The sequence below is a fragment of the Legionella lansingensis genome (assembly GCF_900187355.1).
GTDB classification, from domain to species: domain Bacteria; phylum Pseudomonadota; class Gammaproteobacteria; order Legionellales; family Legionellaceae; genus Tatlockia; species Tatlockia lansingensis.
Window position 1 is genome coordinate 441713 of record NZ_LT906451.1, and the last position, 18637, is coordinate 460349.

Below are 18637 nucleotides of genomic sequence, written 5' to 3' on the forward strand. Positions count from 1 at the left end.
CTCCGACATTTTTCTATCAATTAAATTAGGGATGTTCCCTAGTAAGAGGATCGGGCTTTTTTACTCGCTGTGCTCGCCGCTGCTCGATGAAATTATACATGGTAGGTACAACAATCATATTCAAACACGTTGAGGTAAAAAGCCCTCCTAATAATACTTCTGCCAATGGTCGCTCAAGCTCTTTGCCCACGGGGGATCCCCATAGCAAAGGAATTAACCCCAAAGCCGTCGTTGCAGCTGTCATCAGAACAGGAATAAGACGGTCAAGAGTGCCTTCCATGACCACATTATGCAAAGGCTTTCCTTCTTTTTGCAATTGATTGTAATGAGCAATGAGAATGATACCATTACGGGCTGCAATACCAAAGAGTGTGATAAAACCGATCATCGCAGCAATGCTCATCTCTCCACTTAGCATGAATAATGATATGATTCCTCCAATGAGGGCCAAAGGTAAGTTAAATAGGACTAAGAAGGCTTCTCTAAACGTACCAAAAGCTTTATATAAGAGAAGTAACATCGCGACAATGGTCAGGCTCCCAAGAATCATTATCGTACGTGCCGCTTGTTGTTGATTCTCAAACTGCCCGCCGTATTCAATGAAATAATTAGGAGGAAGCTTGATTTCCTCCTTCACTAGTTGCTTAACCTTGGGGATTATCTTGCCCAGCGCTTCATCTTGTACATTGAATGCCACGACGACCATGCGTTGTACGTTTTCACGGTTGATCAAAAAAGGTTGCTCTTCTTCTGAGATCTGCGCTACTGCCCGTAAGGGGATTTTTTCATTTCTTTGTATATTGATTCCATGGGCATCAATTAACATGTCATGAACAGCTTTAACGGTATCGCGACCAGATGGGATTAACCTCACGAATAAATCAAAACTGCGTTGACCTTCTAAGACACTTGAAACACGTACCCCATTAAGTAAGGTTTGTACATCCTCGGAAATTTGACCAACATTGATCCCATAATAGGCAGCCTTGTTGCGATCAATTTTGATGATTAACTGTGGTACGTTAATTTGCTGTTCGCGATTGATATCCACGATCCCAGGAATCGTTTTAAGTAATTTCTCAACGGAGCTTCCTAGTTCATTCAATACGGTTAAATTATCCCCAAAAATTTTAATCGCGACTTGAGCGCGAACGCCTGACAAAACTTCATCCATCCGGTGAGCAATAAATTGACCTACGTTAAAAGCAGCTCCTGGAATTAAAGCTAGATCTTGACGAATATGCTCAAGTAATTCTAAGGCTGACATATGCTTATCTTTATCGAAATTAAGATTCACATCAAACTCACTCACATTCGGAGGTAGAGCATCTTCGTCAAGTTCGCTGCGGCCAGCGCGCTGGGCAATGGAAACAACTTGCGGATATTTCAATAATTGTTGGCGAACTTGTTTGCCAATTCGCATGGACTCTTCTAAAGAAGTCCCTGGTAAGGTTGTCATTGCGATGATGAAATTTCCCTCATGAAACTCAGGTAGAAAAGATGTCCCAAAAAAGGGTAATAAGGCTAAAGTAAATACCAAGATGCTTAAGGCAGAACCCATAACCAGCTTAAAATGATTAAGAGACCAAGACAAAATCGTCTGAAAATGCTGTTTAATCCAGCTGACGAAAATCGTTTCTTTCTCTTGATACTTCGTTCTCTCATGCTCATTGATGCGAAGCCCTAAAGCTCTTTCCTTGGATCGTAATGCTGTTGCGGGAAGATTTGCATCGTTTTGCTTTTCATTTTTGCTAACCAAAAGCAGATAGCACAGTGCAGGAACAGCTGTGATAGAAACGGCAAGTGAACCAAGGACAGAAGCAATATAGGCAATGGCCAAAGGGCTGAAAATTTTCTCACTAACACCAGACAAGAAAAAAATGGGGATGAACACCAGACTGACGATTATTGTTGCGTACACTACCGACTGTCTAATTTCTAGAACGGCATCAAAAATAAGTATTAGTGTAGGTTGAGGACGAGACGACAAGCGGTTTATGCGCAAACGATGCAGTACATTCTCTACTGTAATGATACCATCATCCACGACTTCCCCGATAGCAATGGCAATGCCACCAAGCGTCATGACATTTATGCCGAAACCGAATAAATGCAAAATTAAAATACCAATGACAAAAGAAATTGGCATTGACAGAAAGGTGATAAAAGAGGCACGAACATTCATTAAAAAAATAAAAAGCACAATAATGACGATTAAAGCTCCCTCCAGAAGGGCGATGCTAAGGTTTTTAATCGCTGCTTCAATGAAATTAGCTTGACGAAAGACACTGGTAATCAATTGTACTCCAGGAGGTAAAGAGGCTTTTATCTCGGCTAACGTCTCTTCAACTTTATGCGTGGTTGCCAGGGTATCAGCACCATAGGATTTTGAGATGGTACCAATAACTGCATTTTTGAGGCCGAAAGCGCTATCTCCGCGTTTAATCTCACCACCAAAAGTGACTGAGGCAACATTAGCGATAGTGATTGGGATCCCTTCGCGCGTGGTGATGATGGTTCTTTTTATATCTTCCAGCGTTTTAATGCGACCAACGGCACCAACGATCAATTCTGCACCTGATTTTTGTAAAAACGCCCCTGGAACATTGCGATTTGAATTCTCTAAAGCCTGACGCACTTCCTCTATACTGATGCGGTAAGAAAGCATACGTGCGGGATCCAATAAGACCTGATATTGCTTGACTTCCCCTCCTAAGGACACGACGGAGGCGACCCCGCCTAAAGCAAGTATCCGAGGACGAATTATCCAATCTGAAATGGTACGTAATTCTTCCGGTGACGCGCTGTCACTGACTAAAGCGTATTTAACCATCCAACCCACTGCTGAAATCACGGGTAACATGACTGGTGTTCTGCTTCCTATGGGTAACTTCCCAACAACCTGTTGAATTCGCTCATTAATCAGTTGGCGATCACGGTAGATATCTGTTTTATCATCAAAAATAATGACAATAGTTGATAGGCCAGCAGACGTTCTTGACCGCACATCAGTAACTCCAGGCGTTCCATTGATTACGCTTTCTAGAGGGTAAGTAATCAAGGCTTCGACATCTTGTGGTGCCATACCTGGTGCTTCGGTTTGCACAACAACCTGAGGCGGTGCAAACTCGGGAAAAACATCCACAGGCATTTTCTGTAAGGTATAGCCACCCAAGATACATAGGCCTAATGTTAAAGCGAGTACGAGGGCTCGATTAGCGAGTGACCATGCAATTAGACGCGTAAACATCTAGTGATGATCCTCCTTTGCTGGTGAAGAACTGCCTGTTAGCCAGAGAGTATAGAGCTGGCGATTACCCTGAATGACAATTTCATCACCAACAGCGAGGCCTGTTAAAATTTCAGTGTAAAACTCGTCACTCATTCCGGTTTTGACCACAATGCGTTCGAATTTATTGCCTTGGGACCTAAATACAAATTTTTCATCATTGCCCTCTAAAATTCCGGCATTTGGAACAGTTAAGGCATTTTTACTTTCTTGCAAAACAATCTGAGCACGAGCAAACATGCCGGGCTTTAGTAAGTTCCCCTGATTATCTAAAATAATTTGCACATTGACTGTGCGAGTAACGGAATTAAGATTAGGCTCTATCAAAATAACTTTACCAGGGAAGGTTTTTTTAGGGTAACTTAAAACATGAACGTAGGCCGTTTGTCCAACAACAACTTTCTCCAAATCTTCTTCATAAACTTGCGCGAGAGCAATAACGCGATTACGGTTACTAATGTGGAAGAGAGTAGTGTTGGGTTCCACGGCTTGCCCAAGACTAATATTTCGCGCATCAATGACACCAGTCATGGGCGAATTAATAATAATGCTTGGAGGAGGATCGCCGATCAATCGTGACTGAATTTTCACCAAAGGTTGGCCTTTTTTAACTTGATCACCCAAATTGGCATAAAGTGCTGATACGTTACCACTGATTCTAACAGTAACATCGGCTTGCTCGTTTGGCAAAAGTTGTATTTCTCCGTTGAGAGTAAGCAGTTGTGCAAGTGGACGTTCACTGACCTTGGCAAGCTTCAGATCTATAATTTTTTCTTGTGCCTTTGTTAAATAAACTGGACCTCGTGGTTTATCGGAGATTTCAATTTTTTCACCATGAGCGAAAGCGGTAAGGGTATGTAGCGCGGTAATTAAAAGAATTAAGCAAACTATAAACTTATTCTGTAGGACGTGTTGACAACTCATACCGCTGCCTACGTGCCGCGGCTTGTCCGCGGCATCCAAGAGATTTCTGGACATCGCGGACAAGCCGCGGTACGTAGACGTTATAGATGAAGAGTCAACAGCCTCTAGTCGTTTAACAAACGTGTTGTTGAGTAGATGCATTTAAAGTCCTTTTACCAGAAAATGCGGGGCAAAGTTCGATACTCCTATTCCCTATTGCTGTGCATAATTTCGCTACAGCCTGTAAGTATTTCTCTAGAATGGTAAGCTTTGCTATTTGTAGTTCATTTTGCTGGCGCTGTATCTGCAAGATTTCAAGCAAAGAAATTTGTCCATTTTTATAAGCTTCTCTGGCCAATTTAACATTGCGAGTGATCAGTTTTAAGGTGTCTCCGTTTTGAGATTGTTTGAGTGCAGTTTGCAATTCTTTTACCTGACCATAGGCACTTGCCACTTCGGTTTCAATCGCTAATTTAAGTGCCTGCAGTTTCATGAGATTTTGGGTTTCAGTCATACTGGCTTCGAGGATGCGCCCTTGATTAGCATTAAATAATGGGAGTGGTATGGTGATATTGACGGTTACAGCTCGATCCTGAGTTTGATTAGGTGCTCCTTCCACCACCAGTTTCTGCTGCTGAACACCTAAACCGACTGTCCAGTCGGACCATCGTTCAGCACGAGCTAATTGTTGGTTTGCTTGAGCACGATTAACATTGAGCCATGCCATTTGTATCTCTGGTCGTTTACATAGGGCAATGTGCTGCAGTTCGGTCAAACTGGGGAGCCTTGTTATTTTAGGCAAGCGATGGTCTACGATTAACTGCGATTTTTGCGTTCGTCCCAGTAATTGGTTAAGTTGCGCTGACTGACTAATGCGCAAGCTATTCAACGCCTGTTTCTCCTGTAAAATACGTTGATATTCAAGTCTTGCTGTATTGGCATCTAATTCTGACACTTCGGCAGCATGAAAGCGCTTTTGGCTTACTTGCATTAATTGTTGATTAATTGCAAGCAATTTGTTTAATTGTTGTAAGCGTTTGTCAGTAATGAGTAAGGCGAAAAAATTATCAGCAACTTGCCCCCTAAGTTGGCGTTTTGCATTCCTGACTTCTGCCATGGCAATAGCAATATCCACACGAGCGACAGTTTTCTCTTTGCCAAGCCGTCCTGCGATGGGGAATGCTTGGCTAAATCCAATGCTGCGTGTGTATTCCCCCTCATCAGTCAAGAGCCGATCATCAATGGTACCGAGTTGTAAGCTTGGGTTTGGGAAGCGGCCGGCTTGTGTTAAACGCGCAGTGGCTAGGAAAATATTATATTGTGCCGCCTTTAAATCTTTATTATTTTGTATTGCGATGTTGGTTAACTGGTATAAAGTTAGAGCAGGAAGAGCGAATACCTTAGCAGAAATGCAATTCATCAGTATAAAAAAACAAAAAACAGCCTCGCGAGAAAAATTTCTCATCTTCATAATTTAATCCATCGCAAGCGCAATGCATTAACAATAACTGATATTGAACTTAAAGACATCGCTAGAGCTGCGATCATGGGATTTAATAATAAACCAATGACAGGGTATAAGATGCCAGCAGCTATTGGGACGCCTAAGGCATTATAAATAAAGGCAAAAAAAAGGTTTTGACGAATGTTGCGCATGGTTGCTTTAGAAAGATGTCGAGCTTTAACGATGCCATGTAAATCTCCGTGGAGCAAGGTAATACCCGCACTTTCTATGGCAACATCTGTGCCCGTACCCATTGCAATGCCAATGTCTGCTTTTGCTAGGGCCGGAGCATCATTTACACCGTCGCCAGCCATCGCGACGATTCTTTTTTTCTGTTGCAAGGATGCAACAATTTGACTTTTGTCAGCAGGCAATACTTCAGCAACGACATTGTTGATACCAAGTTTTGCAGCTACAGCTTCTGCTGTTTTCTTACTGTCTCCGGTGAGCATGACAATCTCAATATCTTCTTGTTGAAGTGCTTTAATCGCTGCAGGCGTGGTACTTTTGATTGGATCCTCGATAACTAAAATGGCAGCCATTTTTTTATCAATTGCCACAAACATGACGGATGCCCCATTTGCGCGTAATTCATCTGCTTTAGTCTTGACCTCAGTGAGGTCAGCTTGTTCCTCTTCCATTAATTTGATATTCCCTATGGCAACCCGCCGGCCTTCTATGACACCGCGCACCCCTTTTCCAGTAGGTGCATCAAAATCACCAACTGAGGGTAGGGTTAAATTTTTCTCTTTGGCTGCCAAAACGATTGCATGGGCAAGAGGATGCTCACTCTGATTTTCAATAGCTGCAGCATCACGTAATATCTCATTTTCCGAAGTGTTGAGAGTAATGATTTGGGTTAGTTTGGGATGCCCTTCGGTTAACGTGCCTGTTTTATCTACCACTAGCGTATTAATTTTCTCCATACGCTCCAAAGCTTCTGCGTTTTTAATCAATACTCCATTCCCTGCTCCTTTACCGACGCCAACCATAATTGACATAGGTGTAGCCAATCCTAGTGCACAAGGACAAGCAATGATAAGCACGGAAACGGCCGCAATCAAAGCAAAGCTAAAAGCTGGTGGCGGGCCTATCATAAACCACAGTCCAAAGGCCACAATGGCAATCAAGATGACTGCTGGAACAAACCAGGAGGAAACGGCATCAGCCAGACGTTGGATAGGGGCTCGGCTACGTTGAGCCTCACTGACCATCTGTACAATGCGTTGTAACATGGTATCCCCACCCACATGAGTGGCTTTCATGATAAAGCTTCCCGTTTGATTAATGGTACCGCCAATAACGCGAGATCCTATTTCTTTCCTCTCCGGGATAGGTTCTCCAGTGATCATGGATTCGTCAATGCTACTATGTCCCTCAACGATTTCACCATCTATTGGTACTTTTTCTCCCGGGCGGACGCGTAAGTGATCGCCTACAGTTATCTCATCTAAGTTTATTTCACTTTCATTGTTATCTTTATCAAGTCTATGAGCTGTATCGGGTGCTAATCTTAGTAGTGCGCGAATAGCACCGCCTGTTTTTTCTCGAGCCTTAAGCTCCAGTACTTGGCCTAACAACACCAACGTGGTAATGACTGCTGCGGCCTCAAAATACACAGCAACGAGCCCTGCCTCATTGCGAAAATGTTCAGGAAAGAGTCCTGGAAATAGGGTGGCGATAACACTATAGATCCAAGCTACACCTGTGCCGATAGCAATCAAGGTAAACATGTTTAAATGGCCTGTTTTCAGCGAGTGTCGAGCGCGCTCAAAGAAAGGCCAACCACCCCATAGAACAACGGGTGTTGCTAAAACAAGTTGTATCCATGACGATATTTGTGCTGCTGGACGATAGGTTATCAAGTGCTCGCTCATCGCAAGGATGAATACAGGTAAAGTTAAAATCAATGCCACCCAAAAGCGCCGACGCATGTTAACATACTCAGGATTCTCCGCCTCTTCAAGAGTGATTGCTTGCGGTTCCAGAGCCATCCCGCAAATGGGACAATTGCCCAGTTTATCTTGGCGGATTTCTGGATGCATGGGACAGGTGTAAATCATAGGACCAGACGCCTTGCTAGCATCGATTCTGGCTTTCTCTGGCGCGTGATGCACATGGCAGCTGTGTTCTTTGTGTTTTGATGATTTATCCATAGAGTTGTGTTTCATAAGATACCTATCCATTGTAGGGTATATGCTTAACTTCAACTTTAGTCAAGAATTGGCTACCCTGAAAAGACAAAAAAGTCATTTTATGAAATACTTAGAAATGAAAGATGTGTATTAAGGAAGCAATCATGATTTTAACTACATATGAAGTGGACGAGATAGATTATATAGCAACACCTGAAGCATGCAGGGAGATAACTTTGGATTCACAAGCCTTGGATATCTTCACGGATTTTCAAAAAACGGAGCCCTTGGTTATTGATGAGTCGCTCGATGTGGTTACTGCTGAAGATTTAATGAAAAAAACACACGTCAGATTAAAACTCGTTATGAGTGATGGGCACTTTGTGGGTACACTTGCCTATGCGGATTTGGTTGGCGAAAAGATGATGGCTCTTTCTCATCATACGCCCAGAAGTCAAATTTTAGTCAGTGACATCATGACTCCCAAGGACCGGTTAAAGGCTATTCGGTTTGATGATCTTAAACGAGCAAAGGTAAAAGACGTGGTGGAGGCCCTCAGGAATGAGGGCAGTCAACATTTTCTCGTTGTTGATGAACAAGGTAAGCGTATTCGTGGCATCATCTCTGCAAGTGATATTGCTCGTCGCTTGCACGTCCCACTCGATATCACGAAGGTTTCAACCTTTATGGATATTTATAAAGTTCTCGACCGTGATCGCTATTAACACAACCCTCTTTTTAGAGGGTAGTATATACTAGCAAGTAGTCTGGGTGAAACGAAGTGAAAACCCGGGTTTCAGCCCTTCGGACTGCCACCTAGGCTACGCTGGTCCTCTTTTCAGAGGGCAGTAGATATAGTGTCAAATAGGTTAGTAACTGGAATCCGCCTTGTACCATATGATTTTCTTCCAGATCAAATTTCATAACAATTTGATCTGACAGAAAAAAAGCAAGCCAATAGGTAATGGAAATGACAAAAGCTATATCTGCTCGTTTCATCCAAATAGCAGAATTTTTGTGCAAGCTCATACATGCCCAAAAAAAAGCAATAGTGGCAACAAATGACCACAGAAGAATGCCTAAGAACAGCAAGACAGGAAGCCAATCAGGGATAGGATAAATTTTTAAAGATTGAACCAGAAAAGGATAATTGAGGTCTTGCGCCCAACTTTTTGTGAGTAATCCAGCATGTGCCATCGCGCCTACAATATCTGTCCATAATGCAATAAACCACCATAGCATCCAAAAAATGATGATTATTTTTTTAAAACCTTCGATGTAGTTAATTTGCATAATCGTTCTGAGTTTTAAGAGGGCGTTTTCACTCGTAAAATAACTCAGATTTCCTCCGATGAAAATCAGTTGTGGAGAATTTAATTGTATATTGTTCTCGAGGTTGAGGAAAAAGATAGATTTATGCGATGAGACAATCACTTTCGTGTCTATAGAGAGGAGCTCTCGCTAAAAATTCACTGACATTGTATTTCACTACATCCTCAAAAGAAGAACGGTTTTGATATATTTTTCTTTGTCTCTCAGAACTTGTTCCAAATTCCATCATGGTTTTTAGTGTGGCAAAATATGTTTGGTAATCAAGTTGTTCGATGTATGGTTTTAATTTTTCAATCCATTCGTTAATGTCTTCTCGCATTAATTTGGTTTTACCTTCAGTATTCATTAACAATTCGGCATCTAAACCATAACGAATAGCGCGCCATTTGTTTTCTCGGGAAAGCCAATAGGGCGGATAAGCTACTGATTCAAGCCAACTTCCATTATCAATGAACCAATTAGCCAGAGTGTGAATAAAAGCAACCAAGGCCATTGTCTCTGCCAAAGTGGCTGTACCGTCACAAACCCGAATTTCTAATGTCCCAAAACCAGGACTTGGCCGCAAATCCCACCATAAATCTTTAAGTGATTTAATTGAACCACACGTTTTTAACGTTCGGTAAAGTTGTTCAAAGTCATGCCAAGAACGTACATTATAAGGTTGACCTGCGGTTGGAAGCGATTCATAGGTCGTTGGACGACATGAAGCAAGGCCTGTATCAATGCCTTGCCAAAAAGGTGAGCTTGAAGATAGAGCTAATAAATGCGGTAAAAAGTACATAAAAAAATTGTTAAATCGAATGCACTCTTCTCCGCTTGACATGCCTAAATGAACATGCAGGCCATAAACACTCATTCGACGTGTCAGCCATTGATTTCGATCGATTAAGTCCAAATAACGGGCTGTTGGAGAAATGACCCAATCCGAGTATTTAGAGAAAGGATGTGTGCCTGTTGTAGAGAATAGAATGCCCAGATTTTTTGTCGCCAGTTGCAATTCGGATAATGTTTGGGAGATGTCATTTTCAATTTGTTGAGCGGTATCACATTTATCTGTGTTAATTTCTATTGTGCTTAAGTAAAATTCAGGTACGATCTTTTTTAAATGAGTTGTAGCGTCTAAAATTTCTTGTGCTCGTGAGCATAAATTATAATTTGTGGCATCAATCAACTGAAGTTCAAGCTCCACACCCAAAGTAAGTACTCCATTACTTATAAAATTGGTTTCATTTCCCTCAAAAAAAGATTCGCACGGTGAAGTGATTTGATGGTTTTGCATGTCGATTCTCCCTACTTGTTATTATTTGGGAATTGTTCCAGAGGAGCGGCCAATTCCTAGGGATTTTTGTTGCCCCTTCTATTGGTGCATTGAATAGTCAGATACAATCTAGAGGCTTTTAATGTGAATTTGATTTCTACCTATAGAAATATTTCGTACACAAAATATTTTTGATACTAACGGTTTCAAAAATGTATTGCAACTCTAATGTTTAGATGAGTATCCATGAGTAATACCGACAAAACCCAGATAGAAGAGAAAAAATCTAGTGATGTGCAGTCAGAACAGCGCTCTAAAAAGATAGTTCTTGCTTTACGAAAAATTATGCAACACATGGATTTTCATTCCAGGCGGCTGAACAAAACCTATGGATTAACCATTCCACAGATTATCTGTTTATATGAAATTTACGAAAATGGAGCCATTACGATCTCATCGTTGTCTAAAAGAGTTTATTTATCCATGAGCACGCTTGTAGGTATCATTGACCGATTAGAAGAAAAGACATTCGTAAATCGTGTTAGAGACAGTAAAGATCGTAGAATCATTTTCATTGATATAACGGAAAAGGGGAGAGAGTTTGTTTTTGCATCCCCCTATCTTCTTCATAATCGGTTAAATGAAAACCTTCAGGCTTTAAGCGAAGAAGAACAAATTGTTCTGGCAAATTCTGTTAATCTATTAGTGAACCTACTGAAAGATTTATGAAAACTTAATGTCTAAAATGTCGATAACCGGTAAATACCATTTTAATTCCCGCTTCATTGGCAGCAGTGATGACTTGCTCATCACGTATCGACCCACCAGGTTGAATAATGGCTGAAATGCCCGCCTCAGCAGCCATGGCGATATTATCCGCAAAAGGAAAGAAAGCATCTGATGCCATGCTGGCACCCGTTGTAGGAAAGCCTGCTTCCTTTGCTTGCCATAATGCGATTCGAGTACTCATAACACGGCTAGTTTGTCCTGCACCTATACCTATTGTTGCTCCGTTTTGAGCCAAAACAATGGCATTGGATTTAACGTGCTTGGCAGCAAGCCAGGCAAACATTAGATCTTGCATTTCTTGTGGGGATGGTTTTTGTTCAGTGACGAATTGCAATTTTTGCTCAATGAGTAAAATGTCATCATGTTCTTGCACAAGTAAGCCTCCATGGACAGTGCGCATATCCAATCTAGGCGAGTTATTTGTTGCCCATTCTCCTATGCTTAACACACGAATAGCTGGTTTGGTGGCAAAAACGGCTTCAGCTTTCTGGGTTAAACCTGGGGCAATAATGACTTCAGCAAATTGCTTTTCAAGAATAGTTTTGGCTGTTTCTTCATCGATAGGTTGATTAAAAGCCAAAATTCCACCATAGGCAGATATTGGATCAGCTTGAAAAGCTCGTAAATAGGCATGAGTGGGATCATCTCCTATGGCGATCCCGCAAGGATTACCATGCTTTACGATAACGCATGTGGCGATGGTAAGAGGGAATGATTTTACACAATCAAACGCGGCATCAGCATCGAGTAAATTGTTATAAGAAAGTTGCTTCCCTTGTATTGTTTTTGCAGTTGCTAAAGAGGTATGGGATGGATTTTTGTCACTATAAAAAATGGCTTGTTGGTGAGGGTTCTCCCCATAGCGTAACTCATATTGTTTGTTGAACTGGCAAGTAAAAACGGAGGGGAAACCTGCAGGTTCCCTAGAATCGTCAAGCATTCCTAAATAATTGGCAATAGCTGCATCATAAGCAGCAGTGTGAGCAAAGGCTTTTTTAGCTAATGAAAACCCCCAGTTTTTGGGTATTTTTTTTGTCTTAAGATAGTTTTCAAGCAATTGATAGTCGTCTGGGGTTACAACTACAAACACATGTGCATGATTCTTTGCTGCGGAACGAATCATCGCAGGCCCGCCTATATCAATATTTTCAATGGCGGTTTGAAAATCACAATCATGCGTACTAATGACCTGTTCAAAGGGGTATAAATTAACAATCAATAAATCAAAACGGCTAATCTGATGCTCTCTTAAAATGCTATCATCCTCTTTACCTCTGGCTAATAAGCCTGCATGAATAGCAGGATGTAGGGTTTTGACTCTGCCATCAAGCATTTCAGGGAACTTGGTGCAAGCACTAACATCGGTTACTGTTATATTATTGCTGCTTAAAAGTGCGCCAGTGTTACCTGTCGCGACGATCTCCACACCCTGCTTTGCAAGCGCTTTTGCTAATTCAACGATTCCTCTTTTATCAGAAACACTGATGAGTGCTCTTTTAGGTGCAAAGGGAATAAATTCTTGATCTGTCATTATTAGACTCTATATAAAAAATCACTCAGCGACGAGTGAAAACCAGCAAAGACCATCCTTCCATAGTATTCGAAATTTTGTGATGGAAATCAGCTTGGTAATCTTCAATCAGTGATTGAGCCTGGTTATCCAAAATTCCGGAAATTATCAAGGTACCTTCCTTTTTCAGCAAATCTTTAAATTTGGTTCGTAAATTTAATAAGGGCGCAAGCAAAATATTGGCAATAATCAAGTCAACTTGAGTGGTTAAACTGTCAGGGAAGCCTATTTCTAGTTGAAGAGTTATATGGTTACTTATGGCATTATTTTGTGTTGCCTGTAACGCTTGCTCATCAATATCCACCGCATATGCTTTAGAAGCACCCAGTTTTAAAGAAGCCAAGGCAAGGATACCTGAACCACAACCATAATCAATGACTGTTTTGTTCTTTAATTCAGCTTGATCAAGCCAAGTTAAGCAAAGTGCGGTTGTTGGGTGTGTCCCGGTACCAAAAGCCAATCCTGGGTCAAGAATTAAATTAACCGCTTCTGGTTCCGGTGGTTCAATCCATGAGGGACAAATCCATAAGTTTTTACCAAAGCGCTGAGGTCTGAAGTCTTTCATCCAGACACGCTCCCAGTCTTCGTCGGCCAATTCATCCATAGAGAACTGTAAATGTGTATATTGCAGACGAAGTGACTCCAAGGCCTTGGTTGCAGTATCTTCTACATCATAAAGCGCAGTGACTATGACGTCCGGCCAAAGTGGGGTTGTTCCAGGTTCAGGTTCAAGCACGGGTACGTCGTTTTTATCTGCAAACGTGACAGATAAGGCGCCAGTTTCTTCTAGTGCTTCACTTAACTGCTCCGCTTCATCGCGATGACAATGATCAATTTGTAACTGATACCACACTAACTTATTCCTTCAGCATTTTTTCTAAGTAATGAATATTTGTGCCACCTTGTTTGAATGCTTTATCGCGAAGAATACGCTGATGTAATTCAATATTTGTTTTTATGCCATCGATGATGATTTCATCCAGGGCATTACGCATTCTTGCAAATGCTTCAGCGCGGTTTTCTCCATAGCTAATTAATTTACCTATCATGGAATCGTAGTGAGGGGGGACGGTATAACTACTATAGATGTGAGAATCGAAGCGGATACCTGGTCCACCTGGTTGATGAAGTAATCTTATTGTTCCAGGACAAGGCATGAAGGTTTTGGCATCTTCGGCGTTAATCCGACATTCAACGGCATGACCACGCAATGTAATATCTTCTTGACGCAAGGTAAAAGGTATTTCACTGGCGATTTTTATTTGTTCTTTAACAATATCAATGCCGGTAATCATTTCAGTAACGGGATGTTCAACCTGAACACGTGTATTCATTTCAATAAAATAAAAACAACCGTCTTGATATAAGAATTCAAACGTTCCTGCGCCGCGATAGTTTAATTCACGGCAAGCTTTGACCACTGATTCTCCAATTTTCGCGCGCAATTCAGGACTAATGCCAGGAGCAGGCGCTTCTTCTACCACTTTTTGATGTCGGCGTTGCATGGAACAATCACGTTCACCTAAATGAATAGCGTTGCCCTTACCATCACCCAACACTTGAAATTCAATATGTCGCGGATTTTCCAGAAATTTTTCCATGTAAACGGTGGGGTTATTGAAGGCAGCTTTCGCTTCACTACGCGTTAAAGCGATGGCATTTAACAAGTTTGCTTCGCTATGCACAACACGCATGCCGCGGCCGCCACCACCTCCAGCTGCTTTAATAATGATCGGGTAACCAATGTTGTGGGCTAATCCCAGATTGTGTTGATCATCCTCAAGCAAGGGGCCATCAGAGCCAGGCACACAGGGGACTCCTGCTTTTTTCATTGCAGCAATGGCTGATACTTTATCTCCCATTAAACGGATGGTGTCTCCTCGAGGGCCGATAAAACGGAAACCACTTTGTTCAACGATGTCAGCGAAATCTGCATTTTCTGACAGAAAACCGTAGCCCGGATGAATAGCCACAGCATCAGTAATTTCAGCCGCAGATATAATAGCAGGTATGTTTAAATAACTTTTTTGTGAATTGGCTGGTCCTATGCAAACCGTTTCATCGGCGAGACGTACGTGGAGTAAATCTTTATCAACATCAGAATGCACGGCAACGGTTTGAATGCCAAGTTCTTTACAGGCACGTAAAATACGAAGGGCAATTTCGCCACGATTGGCGATCACAATTTTACTGAGCATCAATCGACTCTCTATGATTATTCTTCAATGACAAACAAAGGTTGGTCATACTCAACGGGTTCACCATTAGCTACTAAAATGTCAACGATTTTACCGGCGCGATCAGCTTCAATTTCATTGAACATCTTCATCGCTTCAACAATACAAAGTGTATCTCCGACTTTAACAGACTGCCCAATAGTAACGAAAGGAGCGGCATCAGGAGAAGGTGAGGTATACATGGTTCCAACCATAGGAGAACGGATCTTATGACCAGCACTAGGTGGAGTGGTTGTTTTGCCGCTTTCATTGGTTACTACAGTGGGCGCTACTGGCGCAGGTGCTTGGGGCGTTTGTGGCTGTGAAGTAATGTAACGCACCTGCGGTGGTAGTTCCGGATAATGACGACTTAGACGAACGGATTCTTCACCTTCCTTAATTTCGATTTCAGAAATACCCGTTTCCTCTAATAACTCGATCAACTTTTTGATTTTACGAATATCCATTGATTACTCTCTAATTTAAATTAATTCATCAATAATGGCTTGCAGGGCTAGGGAATAACCGTTAATTCCTAGTCCGCTAATGACACCTGTTGCAATGTCGGAAAAATAAGAATGATGACGAAATGCTTCTCGTGAATAAATATTGCTAATGTGAACCTCAATAAAGGGAAGTTTCCCAGCCAACAAGGCATCGCGAAGTGCAATGCTCGTATGAGTGAAGGCAGCTGGATTGATAATCAGGTAATCTATTTTATCATCAGTGGCTTGGTGAATGATTTCGATCAGTTCTGCTTCATTGTTGCTTTGCTTACTGGTTAGCGAGATACCAGCCGCTTGCGCTTGTTGTGCTAACAATGCGTTAAGTTCTTTTAATGTTGTTGAGCCATAAATATCAGGTTCTCGTAACCCCAGTCTATTTAAATTTGGACCATGTAGTACAAGTATTTTCTTCATTGTCAAGATGATTCGGCAAAATTGAAGTGGATTCTGCCTGATCTTTGCAATAATGTCCAGATATAAGAGGATATCGGCATGATGTCGGCATAATGGCGAGTTTTAATAGAAACTAAATCTGGTCATTCTAGCGGGTTCAAATTAAAATCTCTGCTTTTATGGGGTTTATATTGAGCAATCAAAAACACGACTATAACGATTTAATTGTACTTTTTAATCACTGCTTTGCAGCCCGATACAATACAAGACTGCTTAAAGGTGATGAGGAGCCCATTTATCTTCCTGCAGATGAGGAACGTTCTTATCATGCTATCTTTTTTGCTCATGGTTTTTTTAGCAGCGCTCTTCATGAGTGTGCGCACTGGTTAATTGCTGGTAAAGAACGCAGGAAACAGATTGATTATGGTTATTGGTATGCTCCTGATGGTCGTACAGCCGAACAGCAACAATTTTTTCAGAAGGTTGAGGCAAAACCTCAAGCTTTGGAATGGATACTTTCCATAGCGGCAGGATATCGTTTTCGTATCAGTATTGATAACCTAAATGGTCCACCTTTGGATACTGAGGCATTTAAACAAGCTATCTATCAACATGTGCTAAATTATTGTGAACGAGGCTTGGCTTCGCGAGCGCGACTGTTTAGGGAAGCATTGTGTGGATATTACGGTACTTCACCCTATTTGGATACTGAACATTTTAAATTAACGGAGATTTAAAATGTTAATAGCCCCTAAAGATTTGTAAAAGCTGTACTTCAGTCAAGCTTTAAAATAAGTTAGTGAAAAGGAGATTGTTCATTAAACGGTGTCATTCCCGCGTAGGCGGGAATCCATTTTGGGATGACACAGTTTGGTAAACACTCTTGAAAGAGCTTCTTAAGCAATGGATTGATTATGGCTAAAACATACATAACTGATGTAACTTTGCGTGATGCACACCAATGTTTGATTGCAACCCGAATGCGCACGGAAGATATGCTACCGGCTTGTCAAAAAATGGATAAAGCCGGTTTTTGGGCGATGGAGGTTTGGGGAGGAGCTACATTCGATGCCTGTTTGCGTTTTTTAAAAGAAGACCCCTGGGTTCGTTTGCGTCTATTAAGAAAAGCCATACCGAACACCCGCTTGTCAATGTTATTGCGTGGCCAAAATCTCTTGGGTTATCGTCATTATGCCGATGATGTGGTCCGGGGTTTTATAAAACTTGCTGCAAAAAACGGGGTTGATGTATTCCGTGTTTTTGATGCGCTAAATGATGTTCGCAATTTACGTGTGGCTTTGGAGGAAGTTAAGCGCCAAAAAAAACATGCTCAAGGGGCTATTTGTTATACCACAAGCCCAGTACATACCTTAGAAAGCTTTGTCGATCTGGGTAAGAAATTGGCTGATATGGGTTGCGACAGTATCGCCATAAAAGATATGGCTGGTTTGCTGACACCAATGGCAGCGGTGTCTTTATATAAGGCTTTAGTGGATGCAACCGGATTGCCAATTCATCTCCATAGTCATGCAACGGCAGGACTGGCAAGCATAAGCCTTTATCAAGCAATTCTCGCAGGTTGTAATCATGTTGATACGGCAATCTCTTCTTTCTCAGGTGGTGCTTCTCATCCTGCCACTGAAGCTTTAGTAGCTGCCTTGGTCGAGACTGAATTTGACACAGGTCTTAATTTGAATTTGTTGCTTGATATTGGTGAATATTTCAAGGAAGTTCGCAAAAAATATCAGCAATTTGAAGGTGAAGCACGTGAGATTGACCCACGTGTCCAGGTCTATCAAGTGCCCGGAGGGATGATTTCCAACCTATATAGTCAATTAAAGGAGCAACAAGCATTAAATAAAATGAGTGCTGTACACGCAGAGATCCCTCGTGTACGTCATGATTTAGGTTACCCACCCTTGGTGACACCTACATCGCAGATTGTAGGAACCCAGGCAGTGTTAAACGTTTTAACTGGCGAACGTTATAAAACAATAACCAATGAAGTCAAACTTTATTGTCAGGGGAAATATGGTGCCGCGCCGGGAAAAATTAGCCCGCGCTTGCGTAAAAAAGCTATAGGCCATACTGAAGTCATTGACGTAAGACCGGCAGATTTGATTCCCAATGAATTACACCGTTTACGTGATGAAATTGGCGAGTTAGCAGAAACCGATGAAGATGTTCTTTCTTATGCCATGTTTCCTGAAATTGGTAAGCAATTTTTGGCTGAGCGAAAAAGTAATGCACTGCGGCCAGAACCATTAATGACAACCCCAGCTGTAACGAAGGGAAATAATTTTTCTGAATTCAATATTACTCTACACGGTGAAAATTATCACATTAAAGTTGCTGGATATGGCGAGCGAGAAAGGGGACAGCAAGCTTGTTTTTTATGGGTGGACGGTGTTCCCGAAGAAGTCATCATAAATGTTGAAGAAGAACCTCAGGAGGAGGCTATTGTTGCGAATGGGATGAACAACAAAAAAAGAAGCCCCGGTTTCGGTGATATTACCGTGGCGATGCCTGGTAATATAGTTAATGTTAACGTGACCGTCGGAGAACAAGTTATGGCTGGACAGGCATTATTGGTCCTTGAGGCCATGAAAATGGAAACAGAGATCCAGGCACCTTTTGCTGGTATTGTGAAAGAGGTATTTTGTCAGAAAGGTGATAAAGTTATGCCGGGACAAATATTAATGCAGTTAGCCAAATAGCGACTAGACCCTAAGGATATCAACA

Annotated in this window: 15 protein-coding genes; 4 read left to right on the top strand and 11 right to left on the bottom strand. The window is 41.7% G+C overall.

Annotation, left to right across the window (positions count from 1 at the left end; all coding sequences use genetic code 11):
• Positions 1-25: 25 nt before the first annotated feature.
• From CKV79_RS02140 to CKV79_RS02155, 4 genes are read right to left on the bottom strand one after another with little or no spacing between them, the layout of a single operon-like run.
• Positions 26-3250 (bottom strand): efflux RND transporter permease subunit, encoded by a 3225-nt coding sequence (locus CKV79_RS02140; protein ID WP_028372122.1) that lies wholly within the window; start codon positions 3248-3250, stop codon positions 26-28.
• Positions 3251-4354, bottom strand: a complete 1104-nt coding sequence (locus CKV79_RS02145; RefSeq protein WP_231950173.1) for an efflux RND transporter periplasmic adaptor subunit — start codon at positions 4352-4354, stop codon at positions 3251-3253.
• Positions 4326-5663, bottom strand: a complete 1338-nt coding sequence (locus CKV79_RS02150; protein ID WP_231950175.1) for a TolC family protein — start codon at positions 5661-5663, stop codon at positions 4326-4328. Before CKV79_RS02150 ends, CKV79_RS02145 begins: the two co-directional genes overlap by 29 nt.
• Positions 5660-7867: a copper-transporting P-type ATPase gene (locus CKV79_RS02155; RefSeq protein ID WP_028372125.1), complete on the bottom strand. Its 2208-nt coding sequence runs from the start codon at positions 7865-7867 to the stop codon at positions 5660-5662. The genes CKV79_RS02150 and CKV79_RS02155 overlap by 4 nt, the downstream gene beginning before the upstream one ends.
• 128 nt (positions 7868-7995) lie before the next feature.
• Between CKV79_RS02155 and CKV79_RS02160 the strand changes: the two genes are divergently transcribed.
• Positions 7996-8556 (top strand): CBS domain-containing protein, encoded by a 561-nt coding sequence (locus CKV79_RS02160; protein WP_035914725.1) that lies wholly within the window; start codon positions 7996-7998, stop codon positions 8554-8556.
• A 91-nt stretch (positions 8557-8647) separates the two neighbouring features.
• On the opposite strand, the gene CKV79_RS02165 is transcribed toward CKV79_RS02160, so the two are convergent.
• Both CKV79_RS02165 and CKV79_RS02170 read right to left on the bottom strand, forming a co-directional pair.
• Positions 8648-9124, bottom strand: coding sequence for a hypothetical protein (locus CKV79_RS02165; RefSeq protein ID WP_131796038.1), 477 nt, complete (start codon positions 9122-9124; stop codon positions 8648-8650).
• Between the two features lie 121 nt (positions 9125-9245).
• Positions 9246-10442, bottom strand: coding sequence for a carboxylate-amine ligase (locus CKV79_RS02170; RefSeq protein ID WP_035914727.1), 1197 nt, complete (start codon positions 10440-10442; stop codon positions 9246-9248).
• A 225-nt stretch (positions 10443-10667) separates the two neighbouring features.
• Between CKV79_RS02170 and CKV79_RS02175 the strand changes: the two genes are divergently transcribed.
• Positions 10668-11150, top strand: coding sequence for a MarR family winged helix-turn-helix transcriptional regulator (locus CKV79_RS02175; protein ID WP_028372128.1), 483 nt, complete (start codon positions 10668-10670; stop codon positions 11148-11150).
• 4 nt (positions 11151-11154) lie between these two features.
• On the opposite strand, the gene purH is transcribed toward CKV79_RS02175, so the two are convergent.
• Genes purH through aroQ form a run of 5 tightly spaced genes read right to left on the bottom strand, consistent with a single transcriptional unit; the run spans position 11155 to position 15916 of the window.
• A complete protein-coding gene (gene purH / locus CKV79_RS02180; RefSeq protein ID WP_161634052.1) occupies positions 11155-12744 on the bottom strand; it encodes a bifunctional phosphoribosylaminoimidazolecarboxamide formyltransferase/IMP cyclohydrolase in 1590 nt (529 codons plus the stop codon).
• Between the two features lie 22 nt (positions 12745-12766).
• Positions 12767-13633: a 50S ribosomal protein L11 methyltransferase gene (gene prmA, locus CKV79_RS02185; RefSeq protein ID WP_028372130.1), complete on the bottom strand. Its 867-nt coding sequence runs from the start codon at positions 13631-13633 to the stop codon at positions 12767-12769.
• 4 nt (positions 13634-13637) lie between these two features.
• Entirely contained in the window at positions 13638-14978 is a 1341-nt protein-coding gene (gene accC / locus CKV79_RS02190; RefSeq protein WP_028372131.1) for an acetyl-CoA carboxylase biotin carboxylase subunit, read from the bottom strand.
• 17 nt (positions 14979-14995) lie between these two features.
• A complete protein-coding gene (gene accB / locus CKV79_RS02195) occupies positions 14996-15463 on the bottom strand; it encodes an acetyl-CoA carboxylase biotin carboxyl carrier protein (protein ID WP_028372132.1) in 468 nt (155 codons plus the stop codon).
• Positions 15464-15478: 15 nt separating this feature from the next.
• Positions 15479-15916, bottom strand: a complete 438-nt coding sequence (gene aroQ, locus CKV79_RS02200) for a type II 3-dehydroquinate dehydratase (protein ID WP_028372133.1) — start codon at positions 15914-15916, stop codon at positions 15479-15481.
• A 158-nt stretch (positions 15917-16074) separates the two neighbouring features.
• Here aroQ and CKV79_RS02205 point away from each other — a divergent pair, with 158 nt between their 5' ends.
• Both CKV79_RS02205 and oadA read left to right on the top strand, forming a co-directional pair.
• Positions 16075-16632, top strand: coding sequence for an elongation factor P hydroxylase (locus tag CKV79_RS02205; RefSeq protein ID WP_035914730.1), 558 nt, complete (start codon positions 16075-16077; stop codon positions 16630-16632).
• 177 nt (positions 16633-16809) lie between these two features.
• Positions 16810-18612, top strand: coding sequence for a sodium-extruding oxaloacetate decarboxylase subunit alpha (oadA, locus tag CKV79_RS02210; RefSeq protein ID WP_028372135.1), 1803 nt, complete (start codon positions 16810-16812; stop codon positions 18610-18612).
• Positions 18613-18637 lie beyond the last annotated feature (25 nt).